16 protein-coding genes and 3 pseudogenes are annotated in these 19,647 nt (G+C 62.3%); 12 read left to right on the top strand and 7 right to left on the bottom strand.

Annotated elements, in window-relative coordinates; translation table 11 throughout:
• Positions 1-71 precede the first annotated feature (71 nt).
• Complete coding sequence (locus CF70_RS11130; protein ID WP_035864174.1) at positions 72-1,193, bottom strand: mandelate racemase/muconate lactonizing enzyme family protein; 1,122 nt, start codon at positions 1,191-1,193, stop codon at positions 72-74.
• A gap of 2 nt (positions 1,194-1,195) precedes the next feature.
• Positions 1,196-2,089 carry a TauD/TfdA dioxygenase family protein gene (locus CF70_RS11125; protein ID WP_051648265.1) on the bottom strand — a complete coding sequence of 298 codons (894 nt, stop codon included), beginning with the start codon at positions 2,087-2,089 and terminating at the stop codon, positions 1,196-1,198.
• 161 nt (positions 2,090-2,250) lie between these two features.
• On the opposite strand from CF70_RS11125, the gene CF70_RS11120 reads away from it, so the two are divergent.
• Positions 2,251-3,198 carry a LysR family transcriptional regulator gene (locus tag CF70_RS11120; RefSeq protein WP_035864172.1) on the top strand — a complete coding sequence of 316 codons (948 nt, stop codon included), beginning with the start codon at positions 2,251-2,253 and terminating at the stop codon, positions 3,196-3,198.
• 555 nt (positions 3,199-3,753) lie between these two features.
• Here the strand turns inward: CF70_RS11120 and CF70_RS11115 are convergent.
• Entirely contained in the window at positions 3,754-4,680 is a 927-nt protein-coding gene (locus CF70_RS11115) for a LysR family transcriptional regulator (protein WP_035864170.1), read from the bottom strand.
• 125 nt (positions 4,681-4,805) lie between these two features.
• Here CF70_RS11115 and CF70_RS11110 point away from each other — a divergent pair, with 125 nt between their 5' ends.
• The 9 genes and pseudogenes from CF70_RS11110 to CF70_RS11075 all read left to right on the top strand — a co-directional run bounded on the left by CF70_RS11110 (position 4,806) and on the right by CF70_RS11075 (position 14,302).
• Positions 4,806-5,759: a Bug family tripartite tricarboxylate transporter substrate binding protein gene (locus CF70_RS11110; RefSeq protein ID WP_035864167.1), complete on the top strand. Its 954-nt coding sequence runs from the start codon at positions 4,806-4,808 to the stop codon at positions 5,757-5,759.
• A gap of 27 nt (positions 5,760-5,786) precedes the next feature.
• Positions 5,787-7,322 (top strand): AMP-binding protein, encoded by a 1,536-nt coding sequence (locus tag CF70_RS11105; RefSeq protein WP_035864165.1) that lies wholly within the window; start codon positions 5,787-5,789, stop codon positions 7,320-7,322.
• Positions 7,323-7,391: 69 nt separating this feature from the next.
• A complete protein-coding gene (locus CF70_RS11100) occupies positions 7,392-8,999 on the top strand; it encodes an AMP-binding protein (protein WP_035864229.1) in 1,608 nt (535 codons plus the stop codon).
• Between the two features lie 20 nt (positions 9,000-9,019).
• Positions 9,020-9,481, top strand: coding sequence for a MaoC/PaaZ C-terminal domain-containing protein (locus CF70_RS11095; protein WP_035864163.1), 462 nt, complete (start codon positions 9,020-9,022; stop codon positions 9,479-9,481).
• A 130-nt stretch (positions 9,482-9,611) separates the two neighbouring features.
• Positions 9,612-10,589: a Bug family tripartite tricarboxylate transporter substrate binding protein gene (locus CF70_RS11090; protein WP_035864161.1), complete on the top strand. Its 978-nt coding sequence runs from the start codon at positions 9,612-9,614 to the stop codon at positions 10,587-10,589.
• 33 nt (positions 10,590-10,622) lie between these two features.
• Complete coding sequence (locus tag CF70_RS11085) at positions 10,623-11,600, top strand: NAD(P)H-dependent flavin oxidoreductase (RefSeq protein ID WP_035864159.1); 978 nt, start codon at positions 10,623-10,625, stop codon at positions 11,598-11,600.
• A 203-nt stretch (positions 11,601-11,803) separates the two neighbouring features.
• A complete protein-coding gene (locus CF70_RS11080; RefSeq protein WP_035864157.1) occupies positions 11,804-12,922 on the top strand; it encodes a muconate/chloromuconate family cycloisomerase in 1,119 nt (372 codons plus the stop codon).
• A 27-nt stretch (positions 12,923-12,949) separates the two neighbouring features.
• A pseudogene (locus tag CF70_RS34770) lies at positions 12,950-13,239 on the top strand (muconolactone Delta-isomerase family protein).
• Between the two features lie 55 nt (positions 13,240-13,294).
• On the top strand, positions 13,295-14,302 hold the full coding sequence (locus CF70_RS11075) for a tripartite tricarboxylate transporter substrate binding protein (RefSeq protein WP_035864156.1): 1,008 nt from the start codon (positions 13,295-13,297) through the stop codon (positions 14,300-14,302).
• Between the two features lie 52 nt (positions 14,303-14,354).
• Here CF70_RS11075 and CF70_RS35865 read toward each other — a convergent pair.
• A pseudogene (locus tag CF70_RS35865) lies at positions 14,355-14,771 on the bottom strand (ISKra4 family transposase); the annotation flags it as partial.
• Between the two features lie 422 nt (positions 14,772-15,193).
• Between CF70_RS35865 and CF70_RS11070 the strand changes: the two are divergent.
• The gene (locus CF70_RS11070) at positions 15,194-15,676 is read left to right on the top strand and encodes a CoA transferase (RefSeq protein WP_051648263.1); all 483 of its coding nucleotides are present in this window, start codon (positions 15,194-15,196) and stop codon (positions 15,674-15,676) included.
• Positions 15,677-16,126: 450 nt separating this feature from the next.
• Here CF70_RS11070 and CF70_RS11065 read toward each other — a convergent pair whose 3' ends face one another.
• Positions 16,127-16,459 carry a helix-turn-helix transcriptional regulator gene (locus tag CF70_RS11065; protein ID WP_235184993.1) on the bottom strand — a complete coding sequence of 111 codons (333 nt, stop codon included), beginning with the start codon at positions 16,457-16,459 and terminating at the stop codon, positions 16,127-16,129.
• A gap of 62 nt (positions 16,460-16,521) precedes the next feature.
• Complete coding sequence (locus tag CF70_RS11060; protein WP_051648261.1) at positions 16,522-18,168, bottom strand: Fic family protein; 1,647 nt, start codon at positions 18,166-18,168, stop codon at positions 16,522-16,524.
• Between the two features lie 204 nt (positions 18,169-18,372).
• Between CF70_RS11060 and CF70_RS37655 the strand changes: the two are divergent.
• Positions 18,373-18,501, top strand: a pseudogene (locus tag CF70_RS37655) (NAD(P)-dependent oxidoreductase); the annotation flags it as partial.
• A gap of 561 nt (positions 18,502-19,062) precedes the next feature.
• Here the strand turns inward: CF70_RS37655 and CF70_RS11055 are convergent.
• Positions 19,063-19,647 (bottom strand): TniB family NTP-binding protein (locus CF70_RS11055; RefSeq protein WP_035864153.1); only part of this gene is annotated, 585 nt, incomplete at its 5' end.

Raw genomic sequence — 19,647 nt, 5'->3', positions numbered from 1 at the left:
ACTTTGTCGTGGTTATATATGTTCTGCCGCTGCAACTGCGCGTGGCGCCGGATCCGACGCCAGGCCGGAACCTAGAACTCAAACCGGTAGCGCTCCACCTTCTCCTCGTCGAGTTCGACCCCGAGTCCGCAACCGGCCGGAACCGGGGCGGAGCCGCTGCTGATATCGAGCTTGCGGGTCACGATGTCGTCCGAGGTTTTCAGCGGCCCGACGCATTCCAGCCCTTCCAGTACATCGGTGCTGGTGCAGGCCAGCATGATTTCCGCCGCCGTGTTGACACCCAGGCCAAACCCGTGCCCGATCACGACCTTCATGCCGGCGGCGCTGGCAGTCTCCAGCATGCGCCTGCAAGTCAGGAAGCCGCCCTGCTTCATTACCTTGAGCTTGACGATATCGGCGCAATTGGCACGGATCACCGCGATCAAGCTGGCATGATCAGTGATCGATTCGTCGGCCATCACCGGGATGCCGATGGCCTGCCGCACCCTTGCCATGCCGGCCAGGTCGTCTTGCGCAACCGGCTGTTCCAGCAGTTGCAGCCTGGCCGGTTCCAGCAGGCGGCCCAGCGCGATTGCCTCCTCGACGCTGTAGCCGGCATTCGCGTCGGCGCGCAGAGCCATGGTCGGCCCGACCGCTTCGCGCACCGCCATCAGGCGGTCGCGGTCGGCCTCGATGCCGCCGCCGACCTTGATCTTGGCCGAGCGGAAGCCGCGGTCGAACCACTTGCGTGCCTCGGCCGCCGCATCGTCGGGCGGGACAATGCCAATCCACGCATTGAAGCGCACCGTGTCGACCACGGCGCCGCCCAGATACTGGTGCACGGGAATATCGAGCCGGCGCGCCAGCATGTCGACACAGGCCATCTCGATGGCCGCCTTGGCGTCAAGGTAGCCTGAGCGCTCCTGGTTCATGCGCGCCATTACCTGATGCGGATTGCCGGCGTCGCAGCCTTGCACCAGCGGCGCCAGTTCGTCGCGGATGGCCAGCAGCGACTGTTCGATGGTTTCCACCGAATAACCTGGAGAGGGATCGATATTACCCAGCCCGATGGAGCCGTCTTCCGCGGTAAGGCGCACCAGCGCGCTCTTCTGCACGGTCTTGGTCACATAGGCATTGCGAAAGCCGGGGCCGACCAAGGGCACGGCCACGCCGAACACTTCGACGCGGCGAATGGGAAGGTGCAAGCCGTCCATGTTCACGACTCCAGCGCCAAGCCCGCCGGGGCCGGCTCGAAGGCTTCGATGGCGGGACCCTTGATCTGAGTGCGGTGCATGATGCGCGAGGCATTCGGGTCAAAGGCGTCGCGGCGGTGTAGCGTGCAGCGGTTGTCCCAGAGGATCAGGTCGTGCAACTGCCACACCTGCCGGAAGGTGAACTCGGGCCGGGTGGCATGCTCCCAAAGCGCATCCAGCAGTGCATTGCTGTCGGCCAGGTCCATGCCAAGCACATAGCTGTTGCGGCGGCGGCCGAGGAACAATGCCGGGCGGCGCGTATCGGGATGTACGATTACCAGCGGATGATGCGCGCCGGGAGCCTCGCGCGGGTCGGTCACTTCCTTCATGCCCTTGCGCATCATGCCGGCGCTGTTGTAGGTGGCGTCGTGAATGGCGTGCCGCCCCGTGATCAGTGCCTTGGTATGGTCAGGCAGGGTTTCGTAGGCAAGGTACATATTCGACCAGAAAGTGTCGCCACCGCCGGGCGGGATTTCCAGCGCGTGCAGCAACGCGGCGCGTGGCGGCCGCTCGACATAGGTCATATCGCAATGCCACACCGCCTCGCCGTCGCCCAGGTTGCCGATCGGCATGCCATCGACCTTGACATTGGAGATCACATTGATCTCGGGGAATTCACTAAGGAAGGGCTTGCCATAGGGGTTTGGACCGGGTGGATCGAGCTCGCCAAACTTCCGGCTGAAGGCCAGCAGTTCCGGATCCGACAACGCCTGGCCACGAAAGCGCAGCACGAGGTGCTTGGCCCAGGCCTGCTGAAGCTCGGCCAAGACTTCGTCATCGACCGGCTGGCGCAGGTCGATACCGCTAACTTCAGCGCCGAGGCTGGACTGGAGCGGCGTCACGGAGATGCGTGTCATGGTGGCTGTCTTTCCATATTGGGTTGGAATGGCCCCAATATAAGCCCAGCTCCTGATAGCGTAAATGATATACATTCCGCATCGGGTTATACTGATTTCGTATCCCCCGCCAGCGCTACCTGCCCGCTTCCCGCCGGCCCACGCCAAACCCTGCCCGCGCCATGACCTCCCCACCGAACAAACCGCTGCAGCGCCGCCATATCGAAGCCCTCGTCGCTGTAGGCGAAAGCCACTCCGTGCATCGCGCCGCGCGCGAACTCGGCGTGCCGCAGCCCGTTCTGTCGCGTCTGCTTGCCGAAGCGGAAGGCTTGCTGGGCGCCCGCCTGTTCGAGCGCTCCAGTCATGGCAGTCTGCCTACCGCCCAAGGCAAAGCAGTGTTGTCCCAGGCGCGCTTCGCACTGCGCGCGATCGAGCGCCTGAATGACACCATCGCCGAGTCGCGGCGGCGGCCGATCCAGCTGGGCTGCATTCCGCGCGCCATGCACACCTTGATGCCCGGGCTGCTCGCCCGGCTCTATCCGGCCGTGCCGGACGACGCATCGGCGCGCGCCGCCGACACGCCCTACCAATTCCGCGTGGTCGAAGGCAGTTCGAAGATGCTGTTCGACCAGATCGCCGCCGGCAGCCTCGATTTCGCCATCCTGCGCAGCGCCACGGGCAACGACGAGGACGACCTGGTAGTGGAGCGCCTCTATCAGGAGCGCACGGTGATCATCTGCGCGGCCGGCCACCCCACCATTCCCGCCGGTCCCACTGCGCTGTCGCGTCTGGCGGGCCAGAGCTGGGCGTTGCCCGAAGCCGAGACCAGCTCGCGCGTGACCTTCGATGCGTTCTGGAACGAGCATGGCCTGCCCAAGATCCGGCCGGTCATAGAGACGCGTTCCTTCGAATCGAACCTGGCCCTGGTCGCCGGCACCAGCCTGGTCTCAATCGCACCGGAGTCCGTCGCCCGCAGCCATGTGGCGTTCGGCCTGCTGCGCATCGTCAAGCTGCGGCGGCCGCTGCCGGCGAACCCGGTGATGCTCGCCTTTAACCGCATGGCCAGTGACGACCCCTTGCTCAGCGGCTTTCGCCAGATGATCCACCAGACCGCGCAGTCGTGCGAGTGAGCACGGCGCGGGCGGCGGCAGGGCGCAAGGCCGGCGGCGAACCGATAGCGCGTGGATCCGAGGTGCTGGCACATTGCGGTACGCCCGATGCATAGTCCTGAAACTGGTTTCACCGAGACCTATTTCCCATGCCACGCCCAGTGACCCAACCAGGAATTCCACGAGCTCGCTCAGCGAGAGTTTCCCTGGATTGCCCAGCGACGTGTGTCTTGGCCCTGGCAGACACCGTCCCGGGCTTTTTAACGGCTTCCGGCAACACAAAGCAACGCCAAGATCAGGGCGCGACCAACCTCGAATAGGAGCTGACCGGACTCTTCAGCTGGCCAAGCCTTCCGACGCCAGTGATCAGGGGGGCTTACCTCATCCCGATTGCTCTTGGCCTCGCGATCCCCGTTTGGGGAGCGTCTCGCCTCTTCGGCGCCTACAACGCACCAACTCGCTGCTACGACGAGCATGCTTCTCTGCGCGCTGACTGCTCAGGCTTTCAGCTGCCCCTCTTTCGCCCGGACTCGAATGTCAATAGCAGCTTCCAGCTGCGCTTTGCACTCGCAAGGGCTATGCCCCAGTTCGCATCAAGTCCTTCTCCCAAGGCAAGCCCTGCTCGAATTTGCATTTCAGAAAGTCAAGAAATGCACGCAACTGCGGCGGCGTGTATCGGTTGGGGAGCGTGATCGCGTACAGTGTGCCGCCAGGCGAACGGGTTAGCCTGTATTCGTTCAGGACGGTTTCCAGCCTACCGCTTTGCAGATGTTCTGCTGCGACATACGAAGGCAGCAAGCCGATGCCGAGCTTGGCCGCAGCCATTTCGCCGAGGAAACCATAGTCCGAGCACTCCAAATGCGGTTGGATGGGAACCCTGTGCAAGAGCTCACTGCCTTCTCGCACATATTCAAGCCCCACACGTGTGCGCACGCCGAGACAGGTATGAGACGCCAAATCTTCCGGCGTGACGGGTCGACCATGCCGCTCCAAATACTCGGGATTCGCGCATAGCATCCATTCGATCGGCGCGAGGGCGCGCGCCACACATTGTTCGCCAGGGTCATTAGTGACCCGCAAAGCCAGGTCGAGATCATTTTCCATCAGGTCCACGGCACCGCCCTTGAAGGTCACCGACAGCGATACCTTGGGATACAGGTTGCAGAACTCGGCAAACATAGCGGTCAAGTACAGTCGGCCAACCGCCGGTGGACAACTCACACGCAAAGGGCCGCGAATGGAAGTGCCGAAGGTGTGCAGTAGTTCGTCCGCACGTTCCACCTCGGCGCGGATGACGGCGCATTGCGCGTAAAACGCCTCGCCTATTTCCGTCAGACTCATGCGGCGTGTGCTCCGCCGTACGAGCTGCGCCTCCACATCGCTCTCCAGCTTGCGGATTCGCCGGCTGACATTGGAGCGGTCAATGCCAAGCTTGAGCGAAGCATTCATGAAGCTGCCAGACTCCACAACCGTGGCGAAAAACAAGTAAGCGTCGAGTTCCATAGTTTGAGCAGCGATTGGTGCGCTGCGCGCAACGCAACAGTGCGCAAGCGCAGGCTTACGTGCCTGAAATGTGGATGCAATACTCTCCCAAAGCCCAATTTGCTTGTTAAAAAGGCGGAGGAGACATGAAGAGGATCATACCCGCGCTACTGCTTTGTAGTGCGACAATCGCAACAAATGCGCAGGCAGACTATCCCGTCAGGCCCATCACGCTAGTAGTGCCTTTCCCCGCCGGCGCAACTACGGATACAGTGGCGCGCGTGGTCGGCCAAGCGGCATCGGCCCAGCTTGGCCAGCCCATCGTGATCGACAACAAGCCAGGCGCGGAAGGGCAAGTGGCCGCGCAGGAGGTGGCCCGGGCGACACCGGACGGCTACCGTTTGCTGCTCGCCACGTCGGGCAACCTGTCGTTGGTGCCGACGCTGCGCAAGAAGCCGCCCTACGACGTGCTGACCGATTTCACGCCCATCGCCGATGTCGGTCGCTTCGGCTTTTTCCTGTACGTGAACCCTGCCGTCCCGGCCAGCAACCTGAAAGAGTTCCTTGCCTACGCCAAGGCCAATCCCGGCAAGCTGAGTTACGGCACCGGCAACAACACCGGCGTGGTCGCGTTCTCGCACTTCAAGACACTCACTGGCATCGAGCTGACCCAGGTGCCCTACAAGGGCGAGCCGCCGGCCATGCTGGATCTGATCGCCGGCCGCACCCAGGCCATGATCGGTACGACCATCGGCGCGCCCTATCTGCGCGAGGGCAAACTGCGCGCGCTGGTATCCATCAATGCCCAGCGCAACAGCCTGCTTCCCGATGTGCCGACGCTGCGCGAGGCCGGCATGCAGGATTTGGAGATCATGCCGTGGGCGGGTCTGGTCGGGCCGGCGGGCATGCCCAAGGACGCCGTGGGCCGTCTGAACCAGGCATTCGTTGCCGCGATGAACAATCCGAAGGTACGCGAACAGATGGACCGGCTGGGCTTTCCTTTGACGCCCTCTTCACCTGAAGCGTTCGGTCGTCTGATCAAACACCAACTGGCGGTCCATGGCCGCCTAGTGAAGGATGCCGGGCTGCAGCCCGAATAACTGCACGTACCGCAAAGGAGAGCGTTGATGGTTGCCTCACTGCAATATGGCGAAACCCGGTTCGACGGCGCTGAGATCGAACGCCGCGCCGCGCAGGTTGCCAGCGGCCTGGCTGCCCTGGGCGTCGGAGAGGACGATGTCGTGGCCATCGTGCTTCGCAACGCGCCCGCGCTGTTCGAGATCACGCTGGCATGCAACCACGTCGGCGCGTATCACTGTCCGGTGGACTGGCGGTTCACCGTGGATGAACTGGGCTATATCCTGCAAGACAGCGGCGCCTGTGTCCTGTTCATCGAGGCGGACCTGTTAGCAACACTGCATGCCGCGATCCCGGAAAGGGTGCGCGTACTGGCGGTCACGCCAGAACCGTTGGCCTTGCAGGCTTATACCACTTCGCGCGTCACCGGTGAAGTGCCGACAGACGCACTTCGCTATGGGGCATGGCGCAGCGCACAGGCGGCGTACAGCGGTCCGTCGCGCCGGCCGCGCGGACGCTTCGCCTATACGTCCGGCACTACTGGACGGCCCAAAGGCGTGCGGCGCCTCGCGCAGGGCCTGCATCCAGAGCAGCCGCGCCTGCTGCGCGATACCGTCAAGGCCGTGTTCGATTTTTCCGCGGAGGCACGCGTGTACCTGTCCGCGCCGCTCTACCACGGCGCCCCCAATCTCTACGGCGTGCAGGCCATGCTGGCAACCGGACTGGTCGTGCTGGATCCCCGCTTCGATGCCGAAGCCACGCTGCGCGCCATCGAGCGCCATCGCATCACGCACCTATACCTTGTGCCGACCATGTGCGTACGGCTGCTGTCGTTAGCGCAACAGGTGCGTAACCGCTACGACCTGTCGTCTATTCGCTTCGTCGCCTGCACGGGAGCACCCTTTGCCGTCGCCGTCAAGCAGGCCATGATCGATTGGTGGGGGCCGGTGATCAATGAATCGTATGCGTCCAGCGAAATGGGCATGGTCACCGTGATTTCGTCCGCGGACGCCATCCGCAAGCCCGGGTCGGTTGGCAGGCCTGTGAGCGAGGCCGAGGTGCGCATCTACAGCGACGCGGGTTGCCGCCTCGGCACAGGAGAAGTTGGCAACATCCATGTGCGCCAGCCTGCATATGCGGACTTTACCTACCACAATCGCCCTGAGGCGCGCGCCGCGATAGATTGCGAAGGACTGGCGTGCGTAGGCGACATGGGCTACGTCGATACCGACGGCTTCCTGTTCATCTGCGACCGCAAGAGCGACATGGTGATCTCCGGCGGTGTGAACATCTACCCGGCCGAAATCGAAAACGCGCTGTCCGGCATGCCGGGTGTGGCGGACTGCGCGGCGTTTGGCGTGCCCCATGAAGAGTTTGGCGAAATGGTCGTGGCAGTGGTACAGCCTGCCGACGGCGCGCGACTGGATCCGGAGGGAATGCGTGCGTGGCTGAAAGACCGGCTCGCCGCTTACAAGGTGCCGAAGGTGATCGAACTGCGCACCGAACTGCCGCGCCAGGAAAGCGGAAAGATCCACAAGCGCAAGCTGCGCGATGGCTACTGGCAGCATGCCGGGCGCAGGATCTGAACAAGCGGCACCAAGTGTATGGATGAACAACAATCAACATGCTGCGCATGCAGCAATATGGGAGGCCGCATGAAGACGCATCTGTGGAGCCTGATCGACGCGCACCTGGCGGAGCACCCGGATGCGGTGGCATTCATAGAGGGTGAGCGTGCCATCACCCATGCGGAGTTCGATCTGCTGTGCCGTCGCACAGTAGCTTGGTTGGACGCCCAGGGTATCGGCAAGGGAGACCGGGTAGGTGTGTGGCTCGTCAATCGCGTCGAATGGCTAGCGCTGTTCTTTGCGCTGGCGCGCGTCGGCGCGACGCTGGTGTCGGTCAACACGCGCTATCGTAGTGAAGAGGTGAGCTACCTCATCGAAAAGAGCGGCGCCCGCCTGCTGGTGCTACAACTAGGCTTCCGAAAGATCGACTTCGCCGGGATTCTCGATGCCATGGATCCCGCCTCGCTGCCCGCGCTGCAAGCCATCGCGGTGGTGGATGCTAGTCCGGCAACGCCCGCCCGTCTATTGGGCCGCCCGGTGGTGCCTTTCGATTTGCATATGCGCGAGCCGGTGCAAGGGCTGGATGAATCCGATCCCACTGCCTGCGCCATTTTGTTCACAACCTCGGGTACCACCAAAGGCCCCAAGCTGGTGATGCACCCCCAACGCACGCTCGTCGATCATGCTTGGCGTTGTGCACACGCTTATGGCATGGATGCGGATGGCGCGGTCATGCTGGCCATGCTGCCGTTCTGCGGCGTATTCGGGCTGAACGGCGTGCTGGCGGCGTTCGCGGGGGGCGCGCCCGTGGTACTGGTCGACACGTTTGACGGGCCGCAGGCCGCCAGGCTGCTGGCTGACCATCGTGTCACGCATACATTCGGCAGCGATGAGATGTATCGCCGCATCCTGGACACGGCACCGGCGGACCGGCCATTTCCGGCCGCGCGGCTATTCGGCTTCGGTGCATTTACTTCAAGCTTCTCCGAATATGCCCACGAGGCTTGCGCACGGGGAATTCCACTCGCAGGGCTGTACGGATCGAGCGAAGTCCTGGCATTGTTCTCCTGCCAGCCGATGACGCTGCCGGTGCAGGCGCGCATCGAAGGAGGCGGCCTCCCGGTGGCACGGGGCGATGCCACCGTGCGCATCCGTGATGTCCAGACGGGAGCGTTGCTGCCGGCTGGACAGTCCGGCGAGATTGAGATCGGCGCACCCAGCTTGTTCCTGGGGTATGACCACGATCAGGACGCCACCGCTGAGGCGGTACGTCCCGACGGCTTTTTCCGAACCGGCGACCTTGGCCATCTACGCGCCGACGGCACCTTCGTGTATGAATCGCGCATGGGCGATGCGATTCGCCTGGGCGGGTTCCTGGTCAACCCGGTCGAAATCGAGGCCGTGCTCAAGCGCTTCGATGGTGTCGCCGATGCGCAGGTGGTCGCCGTGGAAATCGATGGGCAGACCCGCGTGGTCGCTTTTCTTATCCTCACTGACGGCGCCCGGCTTGCCGAAACCGATGTCATGGCGCAGATGCGCGCCCAAGTGGCGCCGTTCAAAGTGCCCACGCGTGTCTGGTTCGTCGATGCCTATCCGGTCACGCTGAGCTCCAACGGCGTGAAGACCCAGCGCAACAAGCTGCGCGACCTGGCACTGGCGCGGCTGGCGGAACCTGTCGCGGCCGCCGGCGCGTGAACCCTCTCCGGAAAAATTTCATGCCGACTACGCTTTATTTCGAGGATTTCCTTCGCGGGCAGGTGTTCGAGAGCACCGGCCGCACCATCACCGAGACTGACCTGACGATGTTCTCAATGCTGTCTGGAGACTGGAATCCGATCCATGCCGACGCGGATTTCGCCAGGGACACGCGCTTCGGACAGCGTGTGGTCCACGGTGCGCTGGGCATCGCACTGGCCACCGGCATGCTGCATCAGCTCGGAGTCTTTGACAAATCAGCCGTGGCCATGATGTCGCTGCAGAACTGGACCTTCGCGGCCGCGATTTTTGTTGGCCAGACGCTGCGGCTCAGGATGGAGATTTTGGAAACAGAGGCCGGCACCAGCAAGCGCGTAGGGCGCGTGAACCGGCGACTGCAGTTAATCGACCAAACCGGTGGCGTGATCCAGGACGGCACGACCGACGTGCTGGTACTCAAGCGCGACGCCCAGGCCGCCTGAACGCGCGCCACATCGCCGCTCTTCCCCTTTATCAATTTCAGCGGGGTATCCGATCGGAGAATCGGGGCCCCTGTCCGCGGGCGCCCGCGCGGTAGCACATTGCAACCCGAGACGAACAACAGGAGACACCATGCAATCCCTTATCAGACTGACCGGCATGCTGGTCGCCCTAACGGTGGCCGGCACCGCAGCGGCACAGAGCTTCCCGAGCAAGCCGGTGACCATCGTTGTGCCGTACTCGGCCGGCGGGCCGGTGGACAGCTTCGTGCGAGGACTCACGCCACGGCTTGCCGATGCGTGGAAGCAGCCGGTCGTGGTGCTAAACAAGCCTGGCGCCAATGAAATCATCGGCGCCGAGTTCGTCGCCAAGAGCGCGCCGGACGGCTACACGCTGTTTGCTGGCACGGAAGCTGCGCTAACCATGAACCAATTCCTGTACAAGAAGCTGCCGTACAGCCCAGACAAGGACTTTGCCGAGGTCTCGCGACTCGTGGCACTGCCGTTGGTGTTCTTCGTGCCGAAGACCTCGCCCGCCAATTCGCTCAAGGAGTTCATCGGGCTCGCGAAGAAGGTTTCGGCAAGCAAGCCGATGACCTACGGCTCCTCTGGCGCTGGCGGTATCGCGCACCTACCCATGGCGATGTTCACGCATAACGAGAATCTGACCATGGTACACGTCCCTTACAAGGGTGCCGCACCGCTGATCCCAGAAGTGATCTCAGGGCAGATCGACGCCGCCGTGCTCGGCGTCTCGGTGATCGAGCAGCACGTCAAGTCCGGCGCGCTCAAGGCCCTCGCCGTCTCGGCGGACACGCGCTCGGCGGCGTTGCCCGATGTGCCCACCTTCAAGGAGTTAGGAATCAAGGAGATCAATGCGGTCTTCAACATCGGCCTTGTGGCGCCGCATGGCACGCCGACCGCGCTAGTGGAGAAGATTTCCTCTGACGTCAGTCGCATCGTCCAGTCTCCAGACTTCCGGAGAAAGTATATCGATGCGTTCTCCTATGTCGCGGTGGGATCCACACCAGCGGCCTTCAAGGATTTTCTGGCACAAGACCGAAAAATCCAGAGCGAACGCGTGAAACTTTCCGGTGTGTCGCTAGATTGAGCCGAACTTAATCAACTCAAGGGAACCTCCATCATGACTACCGCCCCCCATCTGCCTCCCATCCTGCAGAACCTCACCTTGCCAGTGATCTCGTCGCCAATGTTCACGGTGAGCTATCCGGAATTGGTGCTAGCCCAATGCAAGGCCGGCATCGTGGGTTCGTTTCCCGCATTGAATGCGCGTCAGCCGGAATTGCTCGATGAATGGCTGACGCTGATCAGGAAGGAGCTCGACACCTTTCGGGCGGCCAATCCCGGCGCTATTGTCGGGCCGCTCGCGGTCAACCAGATTGCCCACACTTCCAATGTGCGGCTGGAACAAGACGTAGAAACGTGCGTGCGCCATCGCGTGCCAATCTTCATCACTTCACTGCGGGCGCCGGTGCGGGAGATCGTTGAAGCCGTCCATTCCTATGGCGGCATTATCTTCCATGATGTGGTCAATCTCCGCCATGCAGAGAAAGCGTTGGAAGCTGGTGTTGATGGGCTAATTCTTGTCGCTGCCGGTGCCGGTGGACATGCTGGAACACTGTCGCCGATGGCTTTGGTAGGTGAGGTCCGTCGTCGCTTCAACGGTCCCATCGCGCTGTCCGGCGCTATCGCCACCGGTGATGCAATTCTTGCGGCGCAGGCCATGGGCGCTGACTTTGCCTACATCGGCACGCGCTTCATCGCCAGCGAGGAAGCCAATGCGGGTCCTGACTACAAGCAATCGCTGATCAAGGCCGGCGCGTCTGACATCGTCTATAGCAATCTATTTTCCGGTGTGCACGGAAACTACGTCCGCGAAAGCATCGAGCGTATTGGTTTAGATCCCGATAATCTGAGAGAAGGCGAGAAATCCAAGATGAGCTTTTCGGATGGTCGTTCCAAGCCAAAAGCTTGGAAGGATATCTGGGGCGCCGGGCATGGCGTGGCGCAGATCCATGACATTCCGACCACCTCCGAGATCGTCGGGCGACTTAGACGTGAGTACGTTGCTGCGCGCGATCGTATTGCGCGATTGCCCTGATCCTGAGAAAAAAAAGCATCGCGCAACACAAGTGCAAAGACTGTGACTGCGGTATCCGACTTTCTCGGAACCGTGGGATCTAGAGGAAAGAGGCCGGAACCTGAAAAGGCTCCCCCGTCAGATCTGTCTTGCTGACGTCACTTTGAACACTGTCCGTAGTGGCATTCGTACACTCTATTCCGGGCTATATACCCTGCGCAGACATGATAGCGACAATTCAATCGATAGAAGCCATTCTGGTCGACTTGCCTACCGTCCGGGCACACCACCTCGCCATGGCCACCATGCAGCAGCAGACGCTGGTAATCGTGCGGCTGCGCTGCTGCGACGGCATCGAGGGCATCGGCGAGGCCACCACGATCGGTGGGCTGTCTTACGGCGACGAGAGCCCGGAAGGCATCAAGCTGACCATCGACACCTACCTCGCCCCAGCACTGGCCGGGCAGGACGCCACGAACGTCCACGCCGCCATGGCGCGGCTGAATAAGGTGGCGCGCGGCAACCGCTTTGCCAAGTCGGCGCTGGAAACCGCGCTACTAGACGCACAAGGCAAGCGCCTCGGCGTGCCGCTGGCCACGCTGCTGGGCGGCAAGGTGCGCGACACCCTACCGGTGCTGTGGACGCTGGCCTCCGGCGACACCGCGCGCGACATCGAGGAAGCCGAGCGCCTGCTGGCCGAGCGCCGGCACAACACCTTCAAGCTGAAGATCGGCCGCCGCAGCGTGCGTGACGACGTGGCGCACGTCTCGGCGATCAAGCGCGCGCTGGGCGACCGCGCCCGCGTCACCGTCGACGTCAACCAGGCCTGGAACGAGGCCGACGCCGCCACCGGCATCGCCGCGCTGGAAGCCGCTGGCATCGATCTGATCGAGCAGCCCACGCCGCGCGAGCAGCGGACGGCGCTGGCCCGGCTGGCCGCGCGCTTCATTGTGCCGATCATGGCAGACGAAGCCGTCTGCGGGCCGGAAGATGCCATGGATCTGGCGCGCCTCGGTGCCGCAGACGTATTCGCGCTCAAGATCGCCAAGTCTGGCGGCATCTTCGGCATGCTGCGCACCGCCGCCGTGGGCGACGCCGCCGGCATCGCGCTCTATGGCGGCACCATGCTGGAAGGCACCGTGGGCACCATCGCCGCCGCGCATGGCTTCTGCACCCTGCCGCAACTGGCTTGGGGCACCGAACTGTTGGGCCCGTTGCTGGTGAAGGACGACATCGTCGTGAAGCGCCCCGAGTACCGCGATTTCCGCCTGTACTTGCCCGAAGGCCCGGGTCTAGGGCTCACGATTGATGAAGCCAAACTGGCGCACTACCGTCGAGCCTGATCGCACAGTTTCTGAAACAGGATTGCCATGCTCTATCTGGTGCGTATGGATGTGAACCTGCCGCACGACATGTCCGTCGCGCAGACCGACGACATCAAGGCGCCCGAAAACGCATACGCCCAGCAGCTGCAGCAAGAAGGCAAGAAAGCACGTGGCAGCAGCGCTATTGCATCATCGTCGGCCAATACGCCAACTACAGCATCCTCGACTTGGAATCGAACGACGCCCTGCACACGCTGCTGTCGGGCCTGCCGCTCGTCCCGTACATGAAGATCCGCGCTACGCCGCTAGCGAAGCAACCGTCGTCGATTCGATGAGTGCCGCACCATTGAGTTAGTCCCTGTATTTGAACCTGAACCCTGAGAGGAGACTATGAAGACATTGTTCCAGCAGCGGGGAAGCACCGGCCGCGCAGGCACAGTGGCACTCGCCACAGGCCTTTCGTTTGCACTGGCTTTCGCAACTGCGGCCGCGCATGCCGCCTATCCCGACCGCGCCATCCGCTGGGTAGTACCGTTTCCTGCGGGCGGTGCCATTGACAATATCGCCCGCACGCTGGGAGACGACATGTCGCGCACGCTCGGTCAACCCATCGTCGTGGAGAACCGGCCTGGCGCCGGCGGCAATATCGGCGCCGAGATGGTGGCGCGCTCGCCCGCCGACGGCTACACAATGATTATCGTAGGCAACGGCATGTCCGTGAACTCCGCCCTATACGGCCAACTGACGTATGATCCTGTCAAGGACTTTGCGCCCGTTTCGCTGCTGGCCGTGGTGCCCAATGTATTGGTCGTCAACAAGAACCGAAGGCAGGAAGGCACCGTCAAGGAGGTGATCGCCCACGCTAAGGCTTCGCCCGGCAAGTACACCTATGCTTCGGCTGGCAACGGTACTTCTATCCACCTCGCGGCCGCGCTCTTCAACTCGATGGCCCGCATCGAAATGCTGCACATCCCTTACAAAGGCAGCGGCCCTGCCATGTCCGACATGCTGGGCGGGCAGGTGGACTATATGTTCGACAGCATCGCGTCGGCCAAGCCGCAGATTGACGCCGGTAAGCTACGCGCCATCGCAGTGACCACTGCCAAGCGTTCCAGTGCCCTGCTGGACGTGCCGACTGTGGCTGAAGCCGGACTGCCGGGCTATGAGTTATCGCCCTGGTTCGCCGCCTTCGTGCCGGCTAAGACCCCGCAGCCAGTGATCGAGACGCTGAACCGAGCCATGCTCGAGGCGCTGAAGAAACCGGAGATGCAGAAGCGCCTGGCCATGATCGGTGCCGAGCCGATCGGCAGCACGCCCTCCGCACTGGGCGACCACCTGGCCAAGGAAAGCCAGAAGTGGGGCGTGCTGATCCGCGAGCGCGGCATTCGCGCCGACTGACCGCACATCGTGCCGGGGGACCAAATGGACATTGTTCGGCGACCAGCGCATTTGTTAAAGCTCGCATATACGCTGGTTCAGTACCTGATTGCTTGGCGCCAAGCGCGAGCAACTCGCTGGTCGGCCGCTCCGGGATGTACTCCGTCATCGGGCTATACGGAAACTCCATTGGGAGGTACGTCTCACACGGACAGGAAATGATCCGAGCACTGCGAAACGGCACGGTACCAAAAACGGTGTCTACCTGGCGAATCCGTCGGTCTTTGAGATCGAGGAAACGGGGACTGCGAGTGTAGAAGCGTCGCAGCATGCGGACTTCTCTAGCCTGCGCTGCCACCACTATCCTTTGCAGCCCCTTCAGTACGTCTTTCCCTTCAGCCAATGACAGGCCTATCTTCGCCGGTTCAAGTTCGTTATAAGGGCGTTCAATCGTGCAGATCTCAAATGTGTCCGTCTCGCCATAGTCCATGGTGACCTAAACGCGAATTTCTGACTTTCATTTTCGCCTCCGGCGGACGTAATCTGCCGGAATCCTAGGCGCCGTACCTTTGAATCCCAAGGTTTTTAACGCTCCCGCGGACGATTGACGGTTGCAGGACAAGGCTGGCGATTAATTGCATTTTTACTTTGGCTTATCGGCGTCGGGAGTTGTTGAAGATCGTCATTCGTGCGTGCCGCGCTCGTCATTCTTGCGAGCGTAGCTTTTCAGTGAGAAACAACGTCCCTGTGGTGCGTTTCGCCCGCTGCTCTTCTTGGCCAGTTCGACGTAGTCTCACGAATGCTGTGCATCCATAGCCCTGACGTTGCCTTTCAGCAACTGTCGAAAAGCGTACTTAAGAACAAAACTCGCATAGAAATCAGAGCGTTTTGGTCATGTGATTGGTCTTACGCATGGTGAGCATCGCTCGCACGATCTCTGTACCTCAACACCTGCAGCAGCGACTGGGGCTGGACTTTGCCGATGCAGCCCAGCGCTTCGAAGGCCGGAACGCCATCGCCGAATTGCTGGAGCCCTGGTTTGCCGCGCGCACCCAGTCCGAGGCCGGGCAGGCGCTGGAGACACACAAGGTCTGCTGGGGCCGCTACAGCACCGTGGGCGAACTGCTGGCCAACGACCCGCGCGTCAGCCTAGCCAACCCGGTATTCGAGCGTATGACGACGCCCCGCATCGGCGAGCACCTGGGGGCCGGCGCCACCGTGCGTGTCGCCCACATGGAACGCGAGCCGACTACGCCAGCCGCGCTGCTGGGCAGCCATACCGATGAAGTGCTGCACGAGGTGCTGGGATTGGACGGCACTGCCGTTGGCAAGTTGCGCGATGCGGGAGTGGTTGCAGGGCCGGAATGCGATCCTTCGCAAGAAGGCAGGATATGACGAGCGGATCGAGCATCGATTTCTTCGCATACCTCACAATACTTGCACTTGCTGTTGCAGATCGTTAATTCTGCGAATGGTGCGCACTAATACTGCGAACGTGTCGTGCCAAGGAGGCTTCGGAACGACTCGCGATCCCCCCGCGCGTACTGTTTCCCTCACCGTTTGCCGAATTAATCGTCGGCAACAGGGGCTGGCATTGTGTTGGCGAATCCCTGGCTCGATTGATGTGTGAAGCATTGTCACGGTGACGAACCACTTCGATCTCGTCTACCGCGGGAAAAGTGGGTCTTCCGCAATTTGCGTCGACGAAAAACTCGCGTGAGGGAGTTTTCCAACCGTATGCCGCGGGAAAATTGACACCGGTTCACAAGCAAAAGTGACTTGACTAAAACAATGCGAAAGTGTCGCGAGCAGCGCTTCGCGCAGCAGGCAACGCAACAGCCTCACTCATCGTGACTCTGTCGACTCCAGCGGACTCCAGCGGCCTGCTCCAGCTGGCCACGAGCGCAGGGCGGTGACATCAGTCGTCGTTCTGCGCGAGGATTTCGGCCATTTTGGCGGCCGTGGGGCGGCGGTCCGACGGGCGATCGCCTTACCGAGATAAATGAGCGCGGCAAACATCAGGTGCAGCCCGACGTTCGTACCACGCTCCAGCTCGCCAATCGTCTGGCGGCGCACCTGCAGCGCCATGGCCATCTCGCTCTGCGAGCGGCCCTGTGCACGCCGTTCCTCTCGAATCAGCCGGCCGATGTCCTTGGGCAGGTAGGCGAAGCGGGGCATGTTCGGTATTCCGTACGAAAGGCCGCGAGCGCGACCAGAATGTCCGGGATGGCGGACATCACTCAGGTCGCCATGCCAGCGTCGGACGCAGGGGGCATAGCAGCCGCCCCGAGCTTGTCCGGAAACGCCGCGCGCACGGCGGCCACCACATCGGCGGCGACATCCTCGCGCTGCAGGATCGGAAACTCCTTGGCGAGCTTGTTGCTGACCCGGCCCTGATTGTCGCGGACCGCGCGGATGATGCGGTCGATATCGTTGTCCGGCCCCTCCAGCGCATTCTTGACGGCGTTGCGCGCCCGTTCCCAGTTGCGCAGGTACTCGGCCTCGTTGCGCATCTCCTGCGTGATGGTCTGGTCCACCAGCTGGTGCAGGTATTCGGCCTGCACGGTCAGGTCCGGATAGCGCCACGCGTGCAGCGCGTCGTGGTCTTCCGCGAACACGAAATTCGAGCGAATCCCATCCGGGTACTCGGTCACGTGATCGGAGAACTCGTACATCCCTGCGTACCGGGTCATCAGCGGCTTGGAGAACGCCTCCAGCGTCTGGTCGTAGCGCGCCATGGTTTGCGGCTTGTCGAGAATCGCCGCCGAGATCGGCAGGACAAAGGGGCGCGGCACCGCGCCGTCCCGGCGCAGGATGTCGTTGACCAGAAAACGGTGGGTGCGGCCGTTGCCGTCGGCCAGCGGATGCACGAACACGAACCCGAAGGCGACGGTGCTCGCGCGCACGAGCGACGGCAGGCCTTCGGTCCGGTCCAGGAATCGGGACAGCCCGGCCATCATCCCGGGCAGCTCGGCCGCCGGCGGCGCGACGTAATGCACGACATCGCGCCAGTCGCTGCGCGCCCCCACGAACACCGGGCTCTCGCGCAGGCCGAACTTCTGGATCGTGGTGCGATCGCCAACGATCTCCCGCTGCAGCTCCGTGATCGCCTCCAATGCGAGGGGATCTTCATATTGCCCCACGCGGGCCTCCATCACGGCCGCGAACCGGCGGATGCGGTCCCGTTGATCCTGCTCGTGCTCGATCTTGAACGACGAGAGCGATTCCTTGATCGTGAGCCAGACAGCGCTGCGCATCAGCACGTCCTGTCCGAACTCGGCATTGAGCGCATCAAGGCGGGCCTCGCAGTCGTACTGCTCGGCGGCCTTCACGCGTGCCGTACGACGCACGATCGGGCAGAAGTCGCGGGTGCCCGGCAGGTTGTCGCGCACGCGCCAGCGCCCGTTGTTATCGGCCCGGTTCGCGAAGTACTGGTCCGGATCCAGTGCGTCCACATAGTTGCCGCCGGTGACGTCCCCCACTGGCAGCCCACGCCCGCTCAACCACTCGTAGTAGAAACCGGCCATCCGTGCATAGCGCCCGGTGCGCTCGGCCTGCAGCCACTCGACCATGTCTGGCACCGGCACGCGCTCGAACAGCCGCGAAAGGAATTCCAGATGGACCCCCTCGTGCTTGAAGGCAAAGGTGAGGTGGCCGCGCAGGGCGGCCGCTGCCGCCGACATCGGCGGCTCGCCGTCACGCGCCACGGGTGGCTGCGGCCGCATGTTGGCCGGGTAGATCTCCCGCGTGCCGTGCACTGTCTCGATCGTCCTGCGCACCGGGCCTACCTGACTGGTCAACGGCAACGGCTGGGCACAGGCCACCTCATACTGGCCTGCCAGCCACTGGTACCCCAGCCACCCATCCTCGACTTCCACCCCTGCCATATGCTTGCCTCGCCATGTCGGTCACAACGCCGCAACCGTAAAATCGATAGCAGCCCGTAAAAACGTTTAAATTGTACGCCGAATTTCCAAAAACATATATGTGTAGCCAAAGGCTTGCCCGCAATAAGGCCTTACGCTGGAAATCGTTACGCCAGCACAGAAACGTTTAAAGATTTCCATAATAATAGAAAAACGTTTAATGCGGATGCCGGCGCTCGATTCCTGGATGCGTCGATGACGAGGACGCCAAAGGAAGCAGCCGAAGGACGACTGAATCTGCTCGTAGGTGGCGACCAAGCGCCGTTTGAAGAGTGCCGGCGAAACACCTGTTGCAGATCGCTAATTCTGCGACTGGCGACCACTAATTCTGCGAACGTGGCGTGTCAGCATGGTGTCGGTACCGCTTCCGACGCCGGACCGTAGACCGGCTCCTCGCCCGATCCGACTGATCACAGCATTGAGATTTCCTAGCTTGAGCAGTGTGGACGAAGAGATGGTCTCGAGGCGGCGGCCGTGAACTTCACAGGCCGTCGCAGCCGGATTCAGCCATTCTCGTTTCCAGCGGGGCGAGAAGACATCGATGGGGTTCAGAACTAGGCACTCGAAGCAGTACGGAAGGTTGCTACGGTCGGACACCCACGCTGCTGGCGTTTGGATCGCCACCATTCTGTCGACGCCAACAGGGTTAGCGCCGAGAGACGGGCCAGCACCAGCTCATCGACCGGCGGAAACAGCAGCCATCCACTGCGAGTTAAGTCGGGGAATGCCCCAAGCTGCCCGCTCGCCCACAACTGGGCGACGCCGATTCGATACTTCGCTACCAGACGCCCCAGCCAACCGCCAAAGGCTTCGTCCTCGAACGGACGCGGTGCCACCGGCCAAGGTCTTACACGCTCAGGAGAGAAGACCTCGCGCCGCATTTTCGATGTGCCCAAGTTCGATCACCTCTCTGCCGTCGCGAATAGCAAGTTCAGTCGCGACATTGAGCACCCGGGATATCTCCCCGGTCAGTCCGCCGCTCGCCGCAAGAATCGCGTGAACCATCTCTCGCCGCGCCAGGTTCGACGGCCGTCGAAGGGGCAGAAGCCGCTCAAAGGCGGCAAGGAGGCATCTGAAGGCCTCCGACTCCTGCCTCCTGGGAACTTCGAAGCGTGTGAACCGGCTCACCATCTGCGGGTCCGTCTGCAACGCCATTACTGCATCTTGGGTGCCAACGAAGACGATGGAGATTCTCAAGTCATTCGCCAGGAACTTCAGCAGATTCAAGGATGCCCGCTGTTCCCGGTAGTTTCCTGCCAGCAAGTGATGGACCTCGTCAACAATCAGCATCCGCGGCGCCACCTTCCGAAGAAGCTCGCGGGTCAGCTTCTCGAGCGCGGACAGTCGGGCTGCAGCGTTGAAAGGAGCCCCCAGCTCGAAGAGCAGTGACGCATAGAATCGCTGCTGCTCCCAGCCGGCCTGGCGCTGGGTGATGGCGTC

The organism is Cupriavidus sp. SK-3 (assembly GCF_000611145.1).
GTDB lineage: Bacteria > Pseudomonadota > Gammaproteobacteria > Burkholderiales > Burkholderiaceae > Cupriavidus.
Note: the sequence above shows the minus strand (reverse complement) of the source record. Positions and strands in the feature narration are given on the sequence as shown.